The following is a 13,232-nucleotide window of genomic DNA, read 5'->3' as shown; positions in this document are numbered from 1 at the left end:
TTACGATCCAGGAGTGACCCCCACGCTGATCCTGACCGTTGTCGCCATTGCGGTCGGTGCGCTGGTCCTCTACCGCTCGGTGCGGATCGTGCCGCAGGCGACGGCCGACATCATCGAGCGCTTCGGTCGTTACCACCGGACGCTCAACGCCGGGCTCAGCCTCGTGGTGCCGTTCGTCGACCAGGTCCGTAACCGCGTCGACCTGCGCGAACAGGTCGTCCCGTTCGCCCCCCAGCCGGTGATCACGGCGGAGAACCTCGTGGTCAGCATCGACACGGTCATCTACTACCAGGTCACCGACACCAAGGCCGCCACGTACGAGGTCGCCAACTTCCTCACCGCGATCGAGCAGCTGACCGTCACGACCCTGCGCAACATCATCGGCGGCATGGATCTCGAGCGCACCCTGACCTCCCGCGAGGAGATCAACACCGAACTGCGCGGCGTTCTCGACGAGGCCACCGGCAGATGGGGGATCCGGGTCAACCGGGTCGAGCTCAAGGCCGTGGACCCGCCGGACTCCATCAAAGAGGCGATGGAAAAGCAGATGCGCGCGGACCGCGACAAGCGCGCCTCCATCCTCACCGCCGAAGGCCAGAAGCAGTCCGCCATCCTGACCGCCGAAGGCGAACGCACCTCCGCCGTCCTCCGCGCCCGGGGCCAGGCCGAGGCCGCCGTGCTGTCCGCCGAGGCCGACGCCAAGGCCCAGGCCGCCCGCGCCCGAGGTCAGGCCCAAGCCATCGCCACCGTCTTCAAGGCCATCCACGAGGGCAAACCGGACGAACGGCTGCTCGCCTACCAGTACCTGCAGACCCTCCCTCTCATCGCCGAAGGCGACTCCAACAAGCTGTGGATCGTCCCAAGCGAGATGGGCAAGGCCCTGGAAGGCCTCGGCGGCTTCTTCGGCGCAGTCAAGAGCGCCACCGCCAACAACGACGGCCCCGCCCCGGTCCCGGCCCCTCCGGCCCACATCTCCGCCGAAACCACTGACCTGGACGGCCCACCCCGCCCCCGCGACGAAGACGACTACCGCCCCTACTCCCCCTAGCCCCCGCGCCCCACCGCACGTACCCAAGCGCCCGCGCTTCCGCGTGCCCGCGCTTCCACTAGTTACGCGGGGTGAGTGGGCGTGTTGGCGCGGTAGCATCGCGCACCCGGTGATGTGGGTGAGCTGGGGCCTCCCTACGATCGGGAAGCCGTAGTGAAGTCGCGTTGATGGGTGGGCCGGATTGAACGTTGTGGACGCGGCGGCTATCTTCGCGGCGGGTGTGGCGGCGGGGGGGATCAATACGGTCGTCGGGTCCGGGTCCCTGATCACGTTCCCGACTCTTGTGGCGCTCGGCTATCCGCCGGTGGTGGCCAACATCTCCAACAACATCGGGTTGGTGCCCGGGGCGATCGCGGGGGCCTACGGGTACCGGAAGGAGCTCAAAGGGCAGCGAGAACGGCTGCTGCGGCTGGGCAGCGCCTCGTTCGTCGGGGCGCTGATCGGCGGAGCGCTGTTGCTGGGATTGCCCGCCGACGCGTTCGAGATCATTGTTTCGGCGCTGATCGGGATCGCGTTGGTGTTGGTGGTGGTGCAGCCGCGGCTACAGGCCTGGCTGCTGGCAAGGAGGGAGAACCACCGTCCACATGGCGGGCCGTGGTTGTGGGTGGGGGTCCTCGCCACGGGGGTCTATGGCGGGTACTTCGGGGCGGCGCAGGGGATCGTGCTGGTCGCGATACTGGGGATCGCGCTTGATGACGATCTTCAGCGGATGAACGCCGCGAAGAACGTGTTGTCCGGGGTGGTCAACGGGTCCGCGGCGCTGCTGTTCATCGGGTTGTCGATCGTTGGAGAGGCCAGGATCGACTGGCCGGCGGTGCTGCTCATCGCTCTTGGCGCGACGGTCGGCGGAGTGCTGGGAGCCAAGGTCGGACGCCGGATCCCGCCCCTCGTGCTGCGCGGTGTCATCGTGGTGGTGGGGGTCGTGGCGATCGTCAATTTGCTTGCCTGACCAGCGGTTTCGAGGGTTCGGGTCACCTTTGTCGGGGTATAAGTCGAATATATGTTCGATAAGATGAGGGGCCACCAGGAATGAAGGGTGACAGGGTCGAGATCGTGATCGACGCCGGCGGCGAGGGCACGCGGACGTACGAGGTCGTCGCCACCCGGGCGGGACGCCGCGTCGAGGTGACCAACCGGCGCGGGGTGGTGGAGGTCAGCGAGGTGACCCGTACCGGGACCGCGGTGCGGACGGCGAGGTTCATGGCCAGCCGGGTCCTGGCTCTCGTGGAGCAGCCGATCTCCGACGGCGAGCCGACGGACTCCTAGGGAACGGGACGTACCTGGACGGTCCCGTCATCCAGCACTCGGGTCTCGAATGAGGGCTGCCGGCCGGTGGCGGGACCGTGGACGACCGAGCCGTCACGGACGCGGAACGTGCTGCCGTGCCAGGGGCACACCACGCACGGGTCGGCGTTGTCGTCGGTGATGATGCGCCCCTGGTGGAGTGGGCCCGCCAAGTGGCTGCATCTGTCGGCGAGGACGTGGATCTCGTCGCCGCTGCGCATCACGAAGAGGCTGATGTAGCCGAGCCGGCGGTGGACAGGCCAGCCGTCGGGCAAATCGGAGGCTGAGCACAGATCGTGCCAGCCGAGAGGGACCAGGTGGGCCACCTGGTCCGCGTGATTGGCGCCGGCGCCGAGCCTGAACGCCAGATGCCCGCCGAGGAAACCACCCGCGACCAGAGCCGTCAGACCCGCGTAGCCGAACGCGCGGCCGGCCGAGTCGCGGCCCTGGTGACGTGCGAGGAGGGAGGCCGTGTAGAGCAGGCTCGCGCCGGCCGTCCCCATCGCGTGAACGAGCCCGACTCGCTGCTGCTCCTTGTGGAGGGCCGACCAGTCGGCCAAGCCGGTGAGCGCCGTCGGCACCGCGCCCGCGAGGCCGACGGCGATCAGGGTCTTGGACGCGCGCTGCGTGCCGGGCAGCAGGTCCAGGACCGCCGCGGAGATCCAGCAACCCATGGGAAGGTCGGTCAGCGGAGGGTGGGCCGGGTGGCCGCCGGGGACCCCGTGCAACGCGTCCTTGGCGGGCCCCGGGCGCAGCACGCGGTGGACGGTCCCCGAGATCACCCGGATGGCACGGTCCAGACCGTGCGCGTGTTCGAGGCTCTCGGCCAGGTCAACAGGGTGCGGCCTGGTCGGCTGCCGGGCGCCGCGCCGGAAGAGCTTGCTCGCCCGTCGGTTCAATGTCCCTCCTCGGGTCGCATTCCGGTGTCGATTGAGACGGCCGTAATGGGACGCGTAATGCGACATTAGTCTCCGCCTGTACCCCGGGCCACCCGGGAATGGCCGACGGTCCTGAAGGGAACCGCGAGGGGGCGGAAGAACACCCACGTAGTCGGGTACCTACCAATGGGTAAGAAGCCCTAAACCAGGGGTTCCGTCCAACTGCCCGAGCGGTGCGGAGCCCGGTCTCCCAGCGCCTTCAACGGGACGAAGTAATCGCTTACAGTGAAAAGCGAATGCACCGCGACCTGGGCGAGGCCGAGCCTCATGGACGTCCCCCCGCCGCCGGAAACCGCAGAAGCGGTGACTCCGGAGTACGCGCAGACCGAAGACCCCTTCCGGGCTCTCATCGAAGGCATCGAACTCCAGTTTCCCGGCTGGGGCGCTTGGCGCAGCGACACCGATCGCTGGTGGGCGTTCCGCACCGCCGCCAACCCCCTCACCATCGAGGAACTCCGTGCGGGCCGCCGCCTGATCGTCCAGGCGGACACCGTTGACGAGCTCCGCGCCGCCATCCGTGCCGAGATCGAGCCGGACACGGACGGTTCGGCGCCCGGCGGCGGATCGCCCACGGCACGGTCGCCCGAGCATCCCCGCTGACTGCGCTGGCCAGGGCCTCTGGTCGGCCAGGTGCCTCAGGCCGCTGCCAAGTGCCTCACGCCGGCCAGGTGCCTCAGACGGCTTCGAGGGTGACGGGGACGCCGTTGAACACCGCCGTGCCCGAGAGCGGGTCGATCTCCTGGTCGTCGGTGACCGCGTTGACGTTGACCCCCGCGTTCTGGCTCGCGACGCCCGTGCGCGTACCGGGCCTGTCGTGGCCCCAGCCATGGGGCAGGCTCACCACGCCCGCCATGACGGTGGCGGTCGGCTCAGCGACCGCCTCGATGGTGCCGGAACGGGAGGTCACGCGGACGAGGTCGCCATCCTGCACACCCAGGCGCTCAGCGTCGGCGGGGTTGAGCTGGAGCGTGCAGGTGTTGGAGCCGCGCACCAGCTCGGGGACGTTGTGCAGCCAGCTGTTGTTGGAACGCAGGTGGCGGCGGCCGATCAGGAGGAGCTCGCCGGAGCCGTTGGGTCCGCCGGAGCCCTTGGACGCGTGCGCGTCGAGGGCGGTGTGGAGGCGGTCGGCGTCGGCGGCGAACGAGGGCGGGCAGAGTTCGATCCGGCCGGACGAGGTGCACAGGACCTCGTCGAGACGCGGCTTGAGGGCACCGAGGTCCAGGCCGTGCGGGTGCTCGTCGCGCAGGCGCGGGAGAGTGAGGCCGTCGGGGTCGGCGCCGAAGCCGTCGCCGTACGGGCCGAGGCGCAACATCATGTCGAGCCGTTGCTCGGTGGTCGGGGTGTTGGTGTCGAGCATCTTGCGCAGCTCGTCGGGTTCGCGGCCCTCGACCGGCGACCCCTCCAGCGCGGACGCCTTCTGCAGGGTGCTCATGATGATCATCTCGTCCAGCGCCGCCGGGGTGGCGTCCAGGCCGGACGCGATGACGGCGAGGCGGCCGAGGATCTCGGCCTCGCTGGGGCGGCCGTCGGGAAGGGGGAGCGCGGGCGGCGAATAACGGACGTAGTCGCGGACCGTGAATCCGAGCAGCGCCAGGTCGTAGTGCGGCGTCTGCGTCGGCCTGGGCGGCGGGAGGATCACGTCGGCGTGCCTGGTGGTCTCGTTCAGATACGGGTCGACGCTCACCATGAACTCGAGCCCGGCGAACGCGCCGTCGAGCCGGGCGCCGCCCGGAGCTGACAGGACCGGGTTGCCGCCGATGGTGATCAGCGCGCGGATCTGCCCCTCGCCCGGGGTCTCGATCTCGTCGGCCAGCGTGGCGACCGGCAGCTCGCCGTTGACCTCGGGCAGGTTGCGGACGCGGCTGCGCCACCGGCCGGTGTTGAACGGGCGCTTGCGCCGGTAGACCGGGGAGTGGGCGGAACGCGGGAACATCGCGCCGCCCTCGCGGTCCAGGTTGCCGGTGAGCACGTTGAGGGCGTCGACGAGCCAGCTGTTGAGCGTTCCGTACGCCTGAGTGCAGGTGCCGATGCGCCCGTAGACGGCGGCGCGGTCGGCGGCGGCGAGTTCGCGGGCCATCCGGCGGATGTCGGCCGCGGGAATGCCCGTGATCCCGGCGACCCGTTCGGGCGCGAAACCGACGGCGAGCGCGCGCAGGTCGTCCAGCCCGTTGATCCGTTCCGCGAGGCCGTCGAACCTCGTGAGGTCCTCGGCGAACAGCGTGTGGACGAGCGCGATGAGCAGGTACGCGTCGGTGCCCGGCCGGATGAACACATGCTCGTCCGCGAGCGAGGCCGTACGGGTCTGCCGCGGATCGACGACGGTCACCTTGCCGCCGCGCTTGGAGATGGCCTTCAGCCGTCCGGGGAAGTCCGGAGCCGAGCAGAGGCTGCCGTTCGACTCCAGGGGGTTGGCGCCCAGCATGAGCAGGTGGTCGGTGCGGTCAAGGTCGGGCACCGGGATGGCCAGCGGGTCACCGAAGATGTGGCCGCTGCTGACGTGCTTGGGCATCTGGTCGGCCGTGCTGGCGGTGTAGACGTTGCGGGTGCCGAGCGCCTTGATGATCGCCGAGCCGTACAGGGGACCCGCGATCGAGTGCGCCGTCGGATTGCCGATGTAGATGGCGACCGCGTCCTTGCCGTGGCGCCCGACGACCTTGGCGATCTCCCGGCGTACGGTCTCGAACGCGTCGTCCCAACTGCCGGCCACGTGGTGGTCCTGCATGTGGTGGGCATGGTCGCGGAGCATCGGCTCGGCCAACCGGTCCGGGTCACCGTCGAGGCGCCCCAGTGTCGCGCCCTTGGGGCAGATGAACCCCTTACTGAGAGGGTCCTGCTTGTCGCCCCTGACTCCGGTGACATTGCCCCCGTCGTCAAGGGTCAACTCCAGGCCGCACAGGGCCTCGCAGAGCGGACAGGTGCGGTAGGCCGTGCTGCTCATCAAGATGCTCCTTGTTGCCGGGAACGTACCAATCATGACGCGCGATACCTCGACCGCGCCAATACCTGAGAGGTAAACCTGTTGCGGCATGCCTGGTCAGGACCCCGATCCCGGACCGTAACCCAGCGAGTCCCGACCAGAATCCCGCCCCCGCACGGCACGCATCAAGGCTGCTGTGCGGGTGACGCGACCCTGCCGGCGGCCTGGTTTGGGGGAAATCCCAGGAAGGTCGGGTCAGGGCATGGTCGAGGGGACTTTTCCGGAGTTACCTTGACCATAAGGACAATCGGCCGCCTCTAAGGAGTTGCCATGGAGGCGTGGGTCGCCTGGCTGATCGTGGCCGCCTTGCTCGGGATCGCCGAACTGCTGACCCTGACGCTCGCACTCGGCCTGCTCGCCGTCGCCGCGCTGCTGGCCGGGCTGGCGGGCGCCGCCGGATTGCCGGTCGGCTTGCAGATCGTGGTGTTCGCGGCGTCGTCGGTCGCCGGGCTGGCGCTCGTACGGCCGATCGCGCAGCGGCACATCAAGCAGCCGCCGCCCTTGCGTTCGGGGACCGCCGCGCTGGTCGGCCGCGAGGCGGTCACCCTCACCGAGGTCAGCCGCGCGGGCGGGCGCGCCCGGATCGGCGGCGAGGAGTGGACCGCCCGGCCGTACGACCCGGATCTGGTCATCCCGGCGGGACGCGTCGCCGACGTGCTGGCCATCGAAGGCGCCACCGCCCTGCTCTACCCGGCTGAGCCGACGCCGGACTGAGGAGGTCCGCATGACCGAGCTCGCCCTCGCCATCCTCATCGCGCTCATCTGCGGGTTGGCCGTACTGTCCATCACGGTGATGCGGTCGGTCTGGATCATCCCGCAGGCCCGTGCCCGCAACGTCGAACGGCTCGGACGCTACAGCCGCACCCTCCAGCCCGGGATCAGCTTCATCGTCCCGTTCGTGGACCGGGTCAAGCCGCTGATCGACCTCCGTGAGCAGGTGGTCGCGTTCAAGGCACAGCCCGTCATCACCGAGGACAACGTGGTCGTCCACATCGACACCGTGCTGTTCTTCCAGGTGACCGACCCCCGTGCCGCCGACTACGAGATCGTCGACTACATCAAGGCGATCGAGCAGCTCACCGCGACGACGCTGCGGAACGTCATCGGCACGCTCGACCTGGAGGCCACGCTCACCTCGCGAGACCGCATCAACACGGCGCTGCGCGGGGTCCTGGACGACGCCTCCGGCAAGTGGGGGATCCGGGTCACCCGGGTCGAGATCAAGGCGATCGAGCCGCCGCCGTCCATCAAGGACGCCATGGAGAAGCAGATGCGCGCCGAACGGGAGAAGCGCGCGGCGATCCTCACCGCCGAGGGCGTCCGGCAGTCGAAGATCCTCACGGCGGAGGGGGAGAAGCAGTCGGCCATCCTCCAGGCGGAGGGCGCCAAACAAGCCGCGATCCTGGAGGCGGAAGGCCAGGCCTTGGCGATCGAACGGGTCTTCACGTCGATCCACGACCATGACGCCGATCCCAAGCTCCTGGCTTACCAATACCTCCAGACCCTGCCGAAGCTCGCCCAGGCCAAGGGCAGCACGTTCTGGGTGATCCCCAGCGAGATGACCTCCGCGTTGCAGGCGGTCTCCCAGGCTTTCGGGGGCTCGGCCGAGCCACAAGCAGGATCCTCTCAGAGAGACATCGGGCCCAGGCCACAGGCTGAACGTGGTCAGCTCCAGTCCGCCACCGCGGCGACTCCTCCGTACGAGCTGGCACCAGGGGAAGAAGTGCCGGACGGGCACCCTGCCGCCGTCGGCCGGAATGACGACGCGTCCACCTGATTATTGGAACGGATGCCAATAGTCACTTCTTGATATCGGCTGACAACGGCAAATGGTGACGGGCCGTCTGCGGCTGCTCACTTTTGTCACAAAGCGCATAACTTTCGATTGTCAATTGTGTTGCGCAGGGCACTGTCGCCGAGATGATCTTCTTCGCTAGCGTCTCGGTGACCTGCGCGGGGCAGGCGCTCACTTGCCGGGGATCTGCGGCCGCACAGTCGGGGCGGCGCAGTGGGAGCGGCACAGTCGGGGCGGCACTGACATCGGAGAAGACGTATGGCGAGTGAAAGCCGCCGTTTGCGCATGGCTGCCATGGCGACGACCGTCATCGGAACGGTCATGGCAGGCGCACTTCTAGTACCGGCTGAAGCGGGCGCCGCTGCGCTTAGGAAGGCGGACTCCGGAGCCGCCATCACGGCCCAGAAGCGGATCGACGCACGCACCTTCGACGCCACCGTGCGTTCTCCCGCACTGCGCACGTCGGTAAAGGTCCGCGTCATCACGCCCAAGGGATGGTCTCGAACGTCGAAGAAGCGCTGGCCCGTCCTCTACGCGTACCACGGCGGCAATGACAGCTACATCTCCTGGACCCGCAGCACGGACATCGAAAAGCTCGCGGCCCGCTACAACGTGATGGTCGTGATGCCAGAAGGCGGCACGAACGGCTCGTACACGGACTGGTACAACTACGGCAAGGGCGGATCGCCCAAGTGGGAGACCTTCCACACCAAGGAGGTCATCCAGCTCATGGAGCGGAATTACCGCGCTGGTACGGCGCGGGCCGCCATGGGTCTGTCGTCCGGTGGCCAGGGTGCCATCACATACGCCGCGCGTCATCGGGGGCTGTTCAGGTATGCCGCTTCTTACAGCGGCATCGTGCACCTCACCAAGCCGGGAATTCCGGCGATCGTCATGGCCGAGGGGTTCGTCTTCAACCCCGGACAAGATGCCTTCAGGATCTGGGGTAACCCGGACAAGCACGCGCGCAATTGGCAGCAGCACGACCCTTACGTTCTGGCCAAGAACCTGCGCGGCACAGGGATCTACCTGTCCTCCGGAACGACCGGCAACCCCGGGAAGCTCGACCCGCCCTACGTGGGCTGGGAATTCGTCAAGGCACGGCTGGTCGGAGGCCTCAGCGAGGCGGTCTCCGGAGCGACCAACGTCTCGCTGGCCGCCCGTCTCCGGCAGCTCAAGATCCCGGTGACCACCCACATCTACAAGGACGGGTGGCACCAGTGGGGTTACTGGATCGTCGAGATGAACCGTTCCTGGCCGCTGATGATGAAGTCCATCGGAGCCAAGCGAACATCCTGACCTTTGCCCGGACTTCGCCCGATTCGGCCAGAACTCGGACCCGCCCCACGGCATCCAAGCAGGGGACGACGGTGCAGACGGGGAGGCCGCGATGCCGATCGGACGTGGGGCAGGGCGCGCAGGGCGGGCAGGGCGGTTCGCCGCAGTTGGGGCGTTGCTGACGCTGGGGGTGGCGCTGAGCGGCTGCGCGCTGGTGGGCGCCTCCGGCGAGGGGCCTGGAGGCGGCGCCAAGCACCCGCTCACCATCGCCTTCGGCGGGGACGTGCACTTCGAAGGGGAGCTCGCGACGAGGCTCACCTCCTCTCCCGACACCGCGTTCGGGCCCATCGCGGCGCAGTTCCGCCAAGCCGACCTGGCCATGGTCAACCTGGAGACGGCGATTACCACCGGCGGGACGCCCGCGCCCAAGGACTACACCTTCCGCGCCCCGCCGACCGTCTTCCGGGCGCTCAAGTCGGCGGGCTTGGACGTGGTGACGATGGCCAACAACCACGGCATGGACTACGGCGACACCGGGCTCCAGGACTCCCTGGCGGCGAGCAAGCAGGCAGGGTTTCCGGTCATCGGCATCGGTCGGAACGCGGCCGAGGCGTACCGGCCGTACAAGATCACCGTCAAGGGCACCCGCGTCGCGATCATCGGAGCCACCCAGGTGCTCGACGACCACCTGATCGAGACCTGGACCGCCACCGACGCCAAGGCCGGGCTCGCCTCGGCCAAGAACGCGCCGCGCCTCGTCCAAGCCGTACAGCAGGCACGTAAGGACTCGGATGTCGTCGTCGTCAATCTGCACTGGGGACAGGAACGTAACTCCTGCGCCACCCCAGTGCAGCGCCAGCTCGCCGCCCAACTGGCCGACGCAGGCGCGGACGCCATCGTGGGCAGCCACGCACATGTGCTGCAGGCCGGCGGTTATCTGAAAGGCAAGTACGTCCACTACGGACTCGGTAACTTCGTCTTCTACAACTCCAACGGCCCGACAGCTCAGAGCGGCGTTCTCACCCTCACGCTCGACCCCAAGGCGAAGGCCACCCGGGTCACCAAGGCCGACTGGGCGCCGGCCGTGATCTCCGGAGGCATCCCGCAACCGCTCACCGGAACGCTTGCCCAGCAGGCTCGGACGCAGTGGGAGGGGTTGCGCAACTGCGCCGATGTCAAGGCTCAGCCTGCCTGACCATCGTCAAGCCGGACAGCCCGGCGATGTTTCACGTGGATCTTGTCCCGGGCGTCGGCGTGCCGGGTGCAGGCGTGCCGGAAAGGCGGGCGCGGCCGGAATGCGGGGCGCCGGTGGGCAGGCGCCGGACTCGGGTCGTTGGGGCGGTCGGTGCCGCATGGCATGCTTGGCCGAGTCGATCAGGGGAGACGAGGGTCCGATGCGCAGGAACGCGATGGCGGTGACCGCCGTGACCGGGGTGTTGGCCCTGGCAGCGGGCGCATGCAGCAGTGGCTCCGGGAGCTCGGAGGCCGAGGGCGGCACGGGCCCGACGAAGTCCGGAGCACCCACCGCCAGCCGGTCACCGGCCCCCAACACGGTCGCCGCCGACAAGCAGCCGATCATCATCGCGTTCGGTGGCGACACGCACTTCGAGGGCAACCTCCGCGCCCGGCTGGCCAAGCCCGCCACGGCCCTCGGCCCCATCGCCAAGACGCTCCGCGCCGCCGACCTCGCCATGGTCAACCTGGAGACCGCCATCACGACCGGCGGCACGTCCGCGCCCGGCAAGGAGTTCACGTTCCGCGCGCCTACCTCAGCGTTCACGGCGTTGCGCGCGGCCGGGGTGGACGTGACCTCGATGGCCAACAACCACGGCATGGACTTCATGGACTCCGGGCTGCGCGACTCCCTCAAGGCGATCCGCAGGACCGGCTTCCCGACGGTCGGCATCGGCAAGAACGCCGCCGAGGCCTACCGAGCCCACCGGGTGACCGTCAAGGGCAACCGGCTCGCGATCGTCGGTGCGACACAGGTGCTTGACGATCACCTGATCCCGGCCTGGACCGCCACCGACGCCAAGGGCGGCCTTGCCTCGGCCAAGGACGTTCCCCGCATGGTGAAGGCGGTACGAGAGGCACGCCAAGGCTCCGACTACGTGATCGTTCACCTGCACTGGGGGCAGGAGCTCAAGGCGTGCCCGCTGCCACGCCAGCAGGACCTCGCCAAGCAGCTCATCGCGGCCGGTGCCGATGTCGTCGTCGGCGGCCACGCGCACATCCCGCTCGGCGGTGGTTACCTCAAGGGCAAGTACGTGCACTATGGCCTGGGCAACTTCGTGTTCTCCTCGGCCGCAGGCCAAACCGCCAGCTCCGGTGTCCTTCAGCTCAAGCTGCAGGACGGCAAGGTCTCGGCCGCAAGATGGAAGCCCGCCCGCATCTCCGCTGGCCTCCCCATCCCCTTGCGTGGCGCCGCCGCGACGACCGAGGTCAAGCGCTGGAACTCCCTACGCTCCTGCACCGGCCTAACCGCCACCCCGTAGACAGACCACCCCATAGACAGGTGGACTCTCCCCTTGTGGGAGGGCCCAAGCTTGACGTGTGAGTGAAGATCTCCTGCCGATCGGGCGGTTCGCCCGCCTGTGCCGTCTGAGCGTCAAGCAGTTGCGGCACTACGACGACCTGGGCTTGCTGGCTCCCGCATGGGTTGATCCTGCCTCCGGCTACCGCTACTACCGGCCGGACCAGGCTGGGGAGGCCTTGTCCATTGGTCTCCTGCGGTCGCTGGATGTGCCGTTGCCGGACATCGGCACGGTGTTGTCATCTGGGACCGGCGCCCTGGAGTCGGTACGGGACCGGATGCAAGCCGACCTCGCCCGCCGCCGTCACGCGCTCAATCTGCTTGAACGCGTACTGGCCGAGGGACTCCCCCGAGCAGAAGTGACGGTCGTGCGTGAGCCGGCTCGCACCGTCCTCGTTGAACGGGACGCGGCGACGCCCACCACCATCGGCGCGGCGACGTCGCGGTGCGTGGCCCGAGTGCTGGCCGCGGTGACACTGCAAGGCCCGTTGATCGGGCTCTTCCCGCTGGATCTGGCGGACGAGTTCGTGGTCGGCGTGGCGGCCGAAAGTGACGACAGCCGCGCCGATGAGGTCCTGCCAGGCGGCTCGTACGCGTTGGCCACGCATGTCGGGCCGTACGACCAGATCGCCCTGACCGCGCACGGCCTGCTCGCCTGGTGCGGGGATCACGGGCACCTCCCCGCCGGGCCGCTGCGGGAGGTCTATCTCACCGCCCCCACCCTGACACCCCCCGAACGGCTGGTGACACAGCTGATGATCCGCCTGGAGGACACACCATGAACGACGACGAGCAGTGGTACGAGGCGGCCGACGAGCCGGAGCTGGTGGATTTCGGCCCGGTGCACGTCCTGTCCGTCTCTGGTCAAGGCGAGCCCGCCGGCGCCGTCTACGGCGTCAGCGTGCAGGCGCTCTACGCGGTTGCCGGTCCGCTGCTGGGCATCGCGGGTGATGCGGGCAGGGGCTTTCCGATGCCGTTGCTGGAGGGTCGCTGGTGGGTCGAAGAGGAGGGCCCTCCGTTGGAGGTGCCGCGGACGGAGTGGTGGTGGCATCTCGCTCTGCGCCTGCCCGCCGACGTGGAACCGGCCTGGATCGACCAAGCACGGGAGGTTGCGAGACCCCAGACGCCCGCCGCCGCACGTGTACAGCTCGTCACGTTCACCGAAGGACAGTGCGTCCAGATGACGCACCACGGCGCATACGCCGACGAGCCGCGGAGCCTTGCCGAGATGGACGCGTTCATGCAAGACAAAGGCTTGGTGGCGAACGGCCTGCATCACGAGATCTACCTGTCCGATGTGAGGGAGACCGACCCGGAGAAGATGCGGACGATTCTCCGCCATCCGGTCCGCGCAGCCTGACAGCCCACCTGCCCGTGCG

The 13,232-nt window shown here is 68.7% G+C and carries 13 protein-coding genes; 11 read left to right on the top strand and 2 right to left on the bottom strand.

The annotated features are described in order from the left end of the window. Positions 1 to 13: 13 nt before the first annotated feature. The 3 genes from ACH34W_RS26945 to ACH34W_RS26935 all read left to right on the top strand — a co-directional run bounded on the left by ACH34W_RS26945 (position 14) and on the right by ACH34W_RS26935 (position 2,314). Positions 14 to 1,048, top strand: a complete 1,035-nt coding sequence (locus tag ACH34W_RS26945) for an SPFH domain-containing protein (protein ID WP_395963874.1) — start codon at positions 14 to 16, stop codon at positions 1,046 to 1,048. Positions 1,049 to 1,229: 181 nt separating this feature from the next. Then, positions 1,230 to 1,997 (top strand): sulfite exporter TauE/SafE family protein, encoded by a 768-nt coding sequence (locus ACH34W_RS26940; RefSeq protein WP_395963873.1) that lies wholly within the window; start codon positions 1,230 to 1,232, stop codon positions 1,995 to 1,997. A gap of 80 nt (positions 1,998 to 2,077) precedes the next feature. Continuing rightward, complete coding sequence (locus tag ACH34W_RS26935) at positions 2,078 to 2,314, top strand: hypothetical protein (protein WP_395963872.1); 237 nt, start codon at positions 2,078 to 2,080, stop codon at positions 2,312 to 2,314. Here the strand turns inward: ACH34W_RS26935 and ACH34W_RS26930 are convergent. Next, positions 2,311 to 3,231: a Rieske 2Fe-2S domain-containing protein gene (locus ACH34W_RS26930; RefSeq protein WP_395963871.1), complete on the bottom strand. Its 921-nt coding sequence runs from the start codon at positions 3,229 to 3,231 to the stop codon at positions 2,311 to 2,313. The genes ACH34W_RS26935 and ACH34W_RS26930 overlap by 4 nt on opposite strands. A 306-nt stretch (positions 3,232 to 3,537) precedes the next feature. Between ACH34W_RS26930 and ACH34W_RS26925 the strand changes: the two genes are divergently transcribed. Next, positions 3,538 to 3,870 (top strand): hypothetical protein, encoded by a 333-nt coding sequence (locus tag ACH34W_RS26925; protein WP_395963870.1) that lies wholly within the window; start codon positions 3,538 to 3,540, stop codon positions 3,868 to 3,870. 73 nt (positions 3,871 to 3,943) lie between these two features. On the opposite strand, the gene ACH34W_RS26920 is transcribed toward ACH34W_RS26925, so the two are convergent. Then, positions 3,944 to 6,208 (bottom strand): molybdopterin oxidoreductase family protein, encoded by a 2,265-nt coding sequence (locus ACH34W_RS26920; RefSeq protein ID WP_395963869.1) that lies wholly within the window; start codon positions 6,206 to 6,208, stop codon positions 3,944 to 3,946. 309 nt (positions 6,209 to 6,517) lie between these two features. Between ACH34W_RS26920 and ACH34W_RS26915 the strand changes: the two genes are divergently transcribed. From ACH34W_RS26915 to ACH34W_RS26885, 7 genes are all read left to right on the top strand, one after another. Further along, positions 6,518 to 6,961: an NfeD family protein gene (locus tag ACH34W_RS26915; protein ID WP_151559405.1), complete on the top strand. Its 444-nt coding sequence runs from the start codon at positions 6,518 to 6,520 to the stop codon at positions 6,959 to 6,961. Positions 6,962 to 6,971: 10 nt separating this feature from the next. Beyond that, positions 6,972 to 8,024: an SPFH domain-containing protein gene (locus ACH34W_RS26910; RefSeq protein ID WP_395963868.1), complete on the top strand. Its 1,053-nt coding sequence runs from the start codon at positions 6,972 to 6,974 to the stop codon at positions 8,022 to 8,024. Positions 8,025 to 8,336: 312 nt separating this feature from the next. Continuing rightward, the gene (locus ACH34W_RS26905) at positions 8,337 to 9,341 is read left to right on the top strand and encodes an alpha/beta hydrolase (RefSeq protein WP_395963867.1); all 1,005 of its coding nucleotides are present in this window, start codon (positions 8,337 to 8,339) and stop codon (positions 9,339 to 9,341) included. Positions 9,342 to 9,432: 91 nt separating this feature from the next. Next, positions 9,433 to 10,515: a CapA family protein gene (locus ACH34W_RS26900; protein ID WP_395963866.1), complete on the top strand. Its 1,083-nt coding sequence runs from the start codon at positions 9,433 to 9,435 to the stop codon at positions 10,513 to 10,515. A gap of 199 nt (positions 10,516 to 10,714) precedes the next feature. Beyond that, complete coding sequence (locus tag ACH34W_RS26895; RefSeq protein WP_395963865.1) at positions 10,715 to 11,815, top strand: CapA family protein; 1,101 nt, start codon at positions 10,715 to 10,717, stop codon at positions 11,813 to 11,815. 58 nt (positions 11,816 to 11,873) lie between these two features. After that, entirely contained in the window at positions 11,874 to 12,635 is a 762-nt protein-coding gene (locus tag ACH34W_RS26890) for a MerR family transcriptional regulator (RefSeq protein ID WP_395963864.1), read from the top strand. Next, positions 12,632 to 13,213, top strand: a complete 582-nt coding sequence (locus ACH34W_RS26885; protein ID WP_395963863.1) for a GyrI-like domain-containing protein — start codon at positions 12,632 to 12,634, stop codon at positions 13,211 to 13,213. The genes ACH34W_RS26890 and ACH34W_RS26885 overlap by 4 nt, the downstream gene beginning before the upstream one ends. Positions 13,214 to 13,232: the final 19 nt, after the last annotated feature.

The organism is Actinomadura sp. 6N118 (assembly GCF_044326415.1).
GTDB lineage: Bacteria > Actinomycetota > Actinomycetes > Streptosporangiales > Streptosporangiaceae > Spirillospora.
The sequence above is the reverse complement of the archived record's forward strand: the minus strand, read 5'-3'. Positions and strand labels throughout refer to the sequence as shown.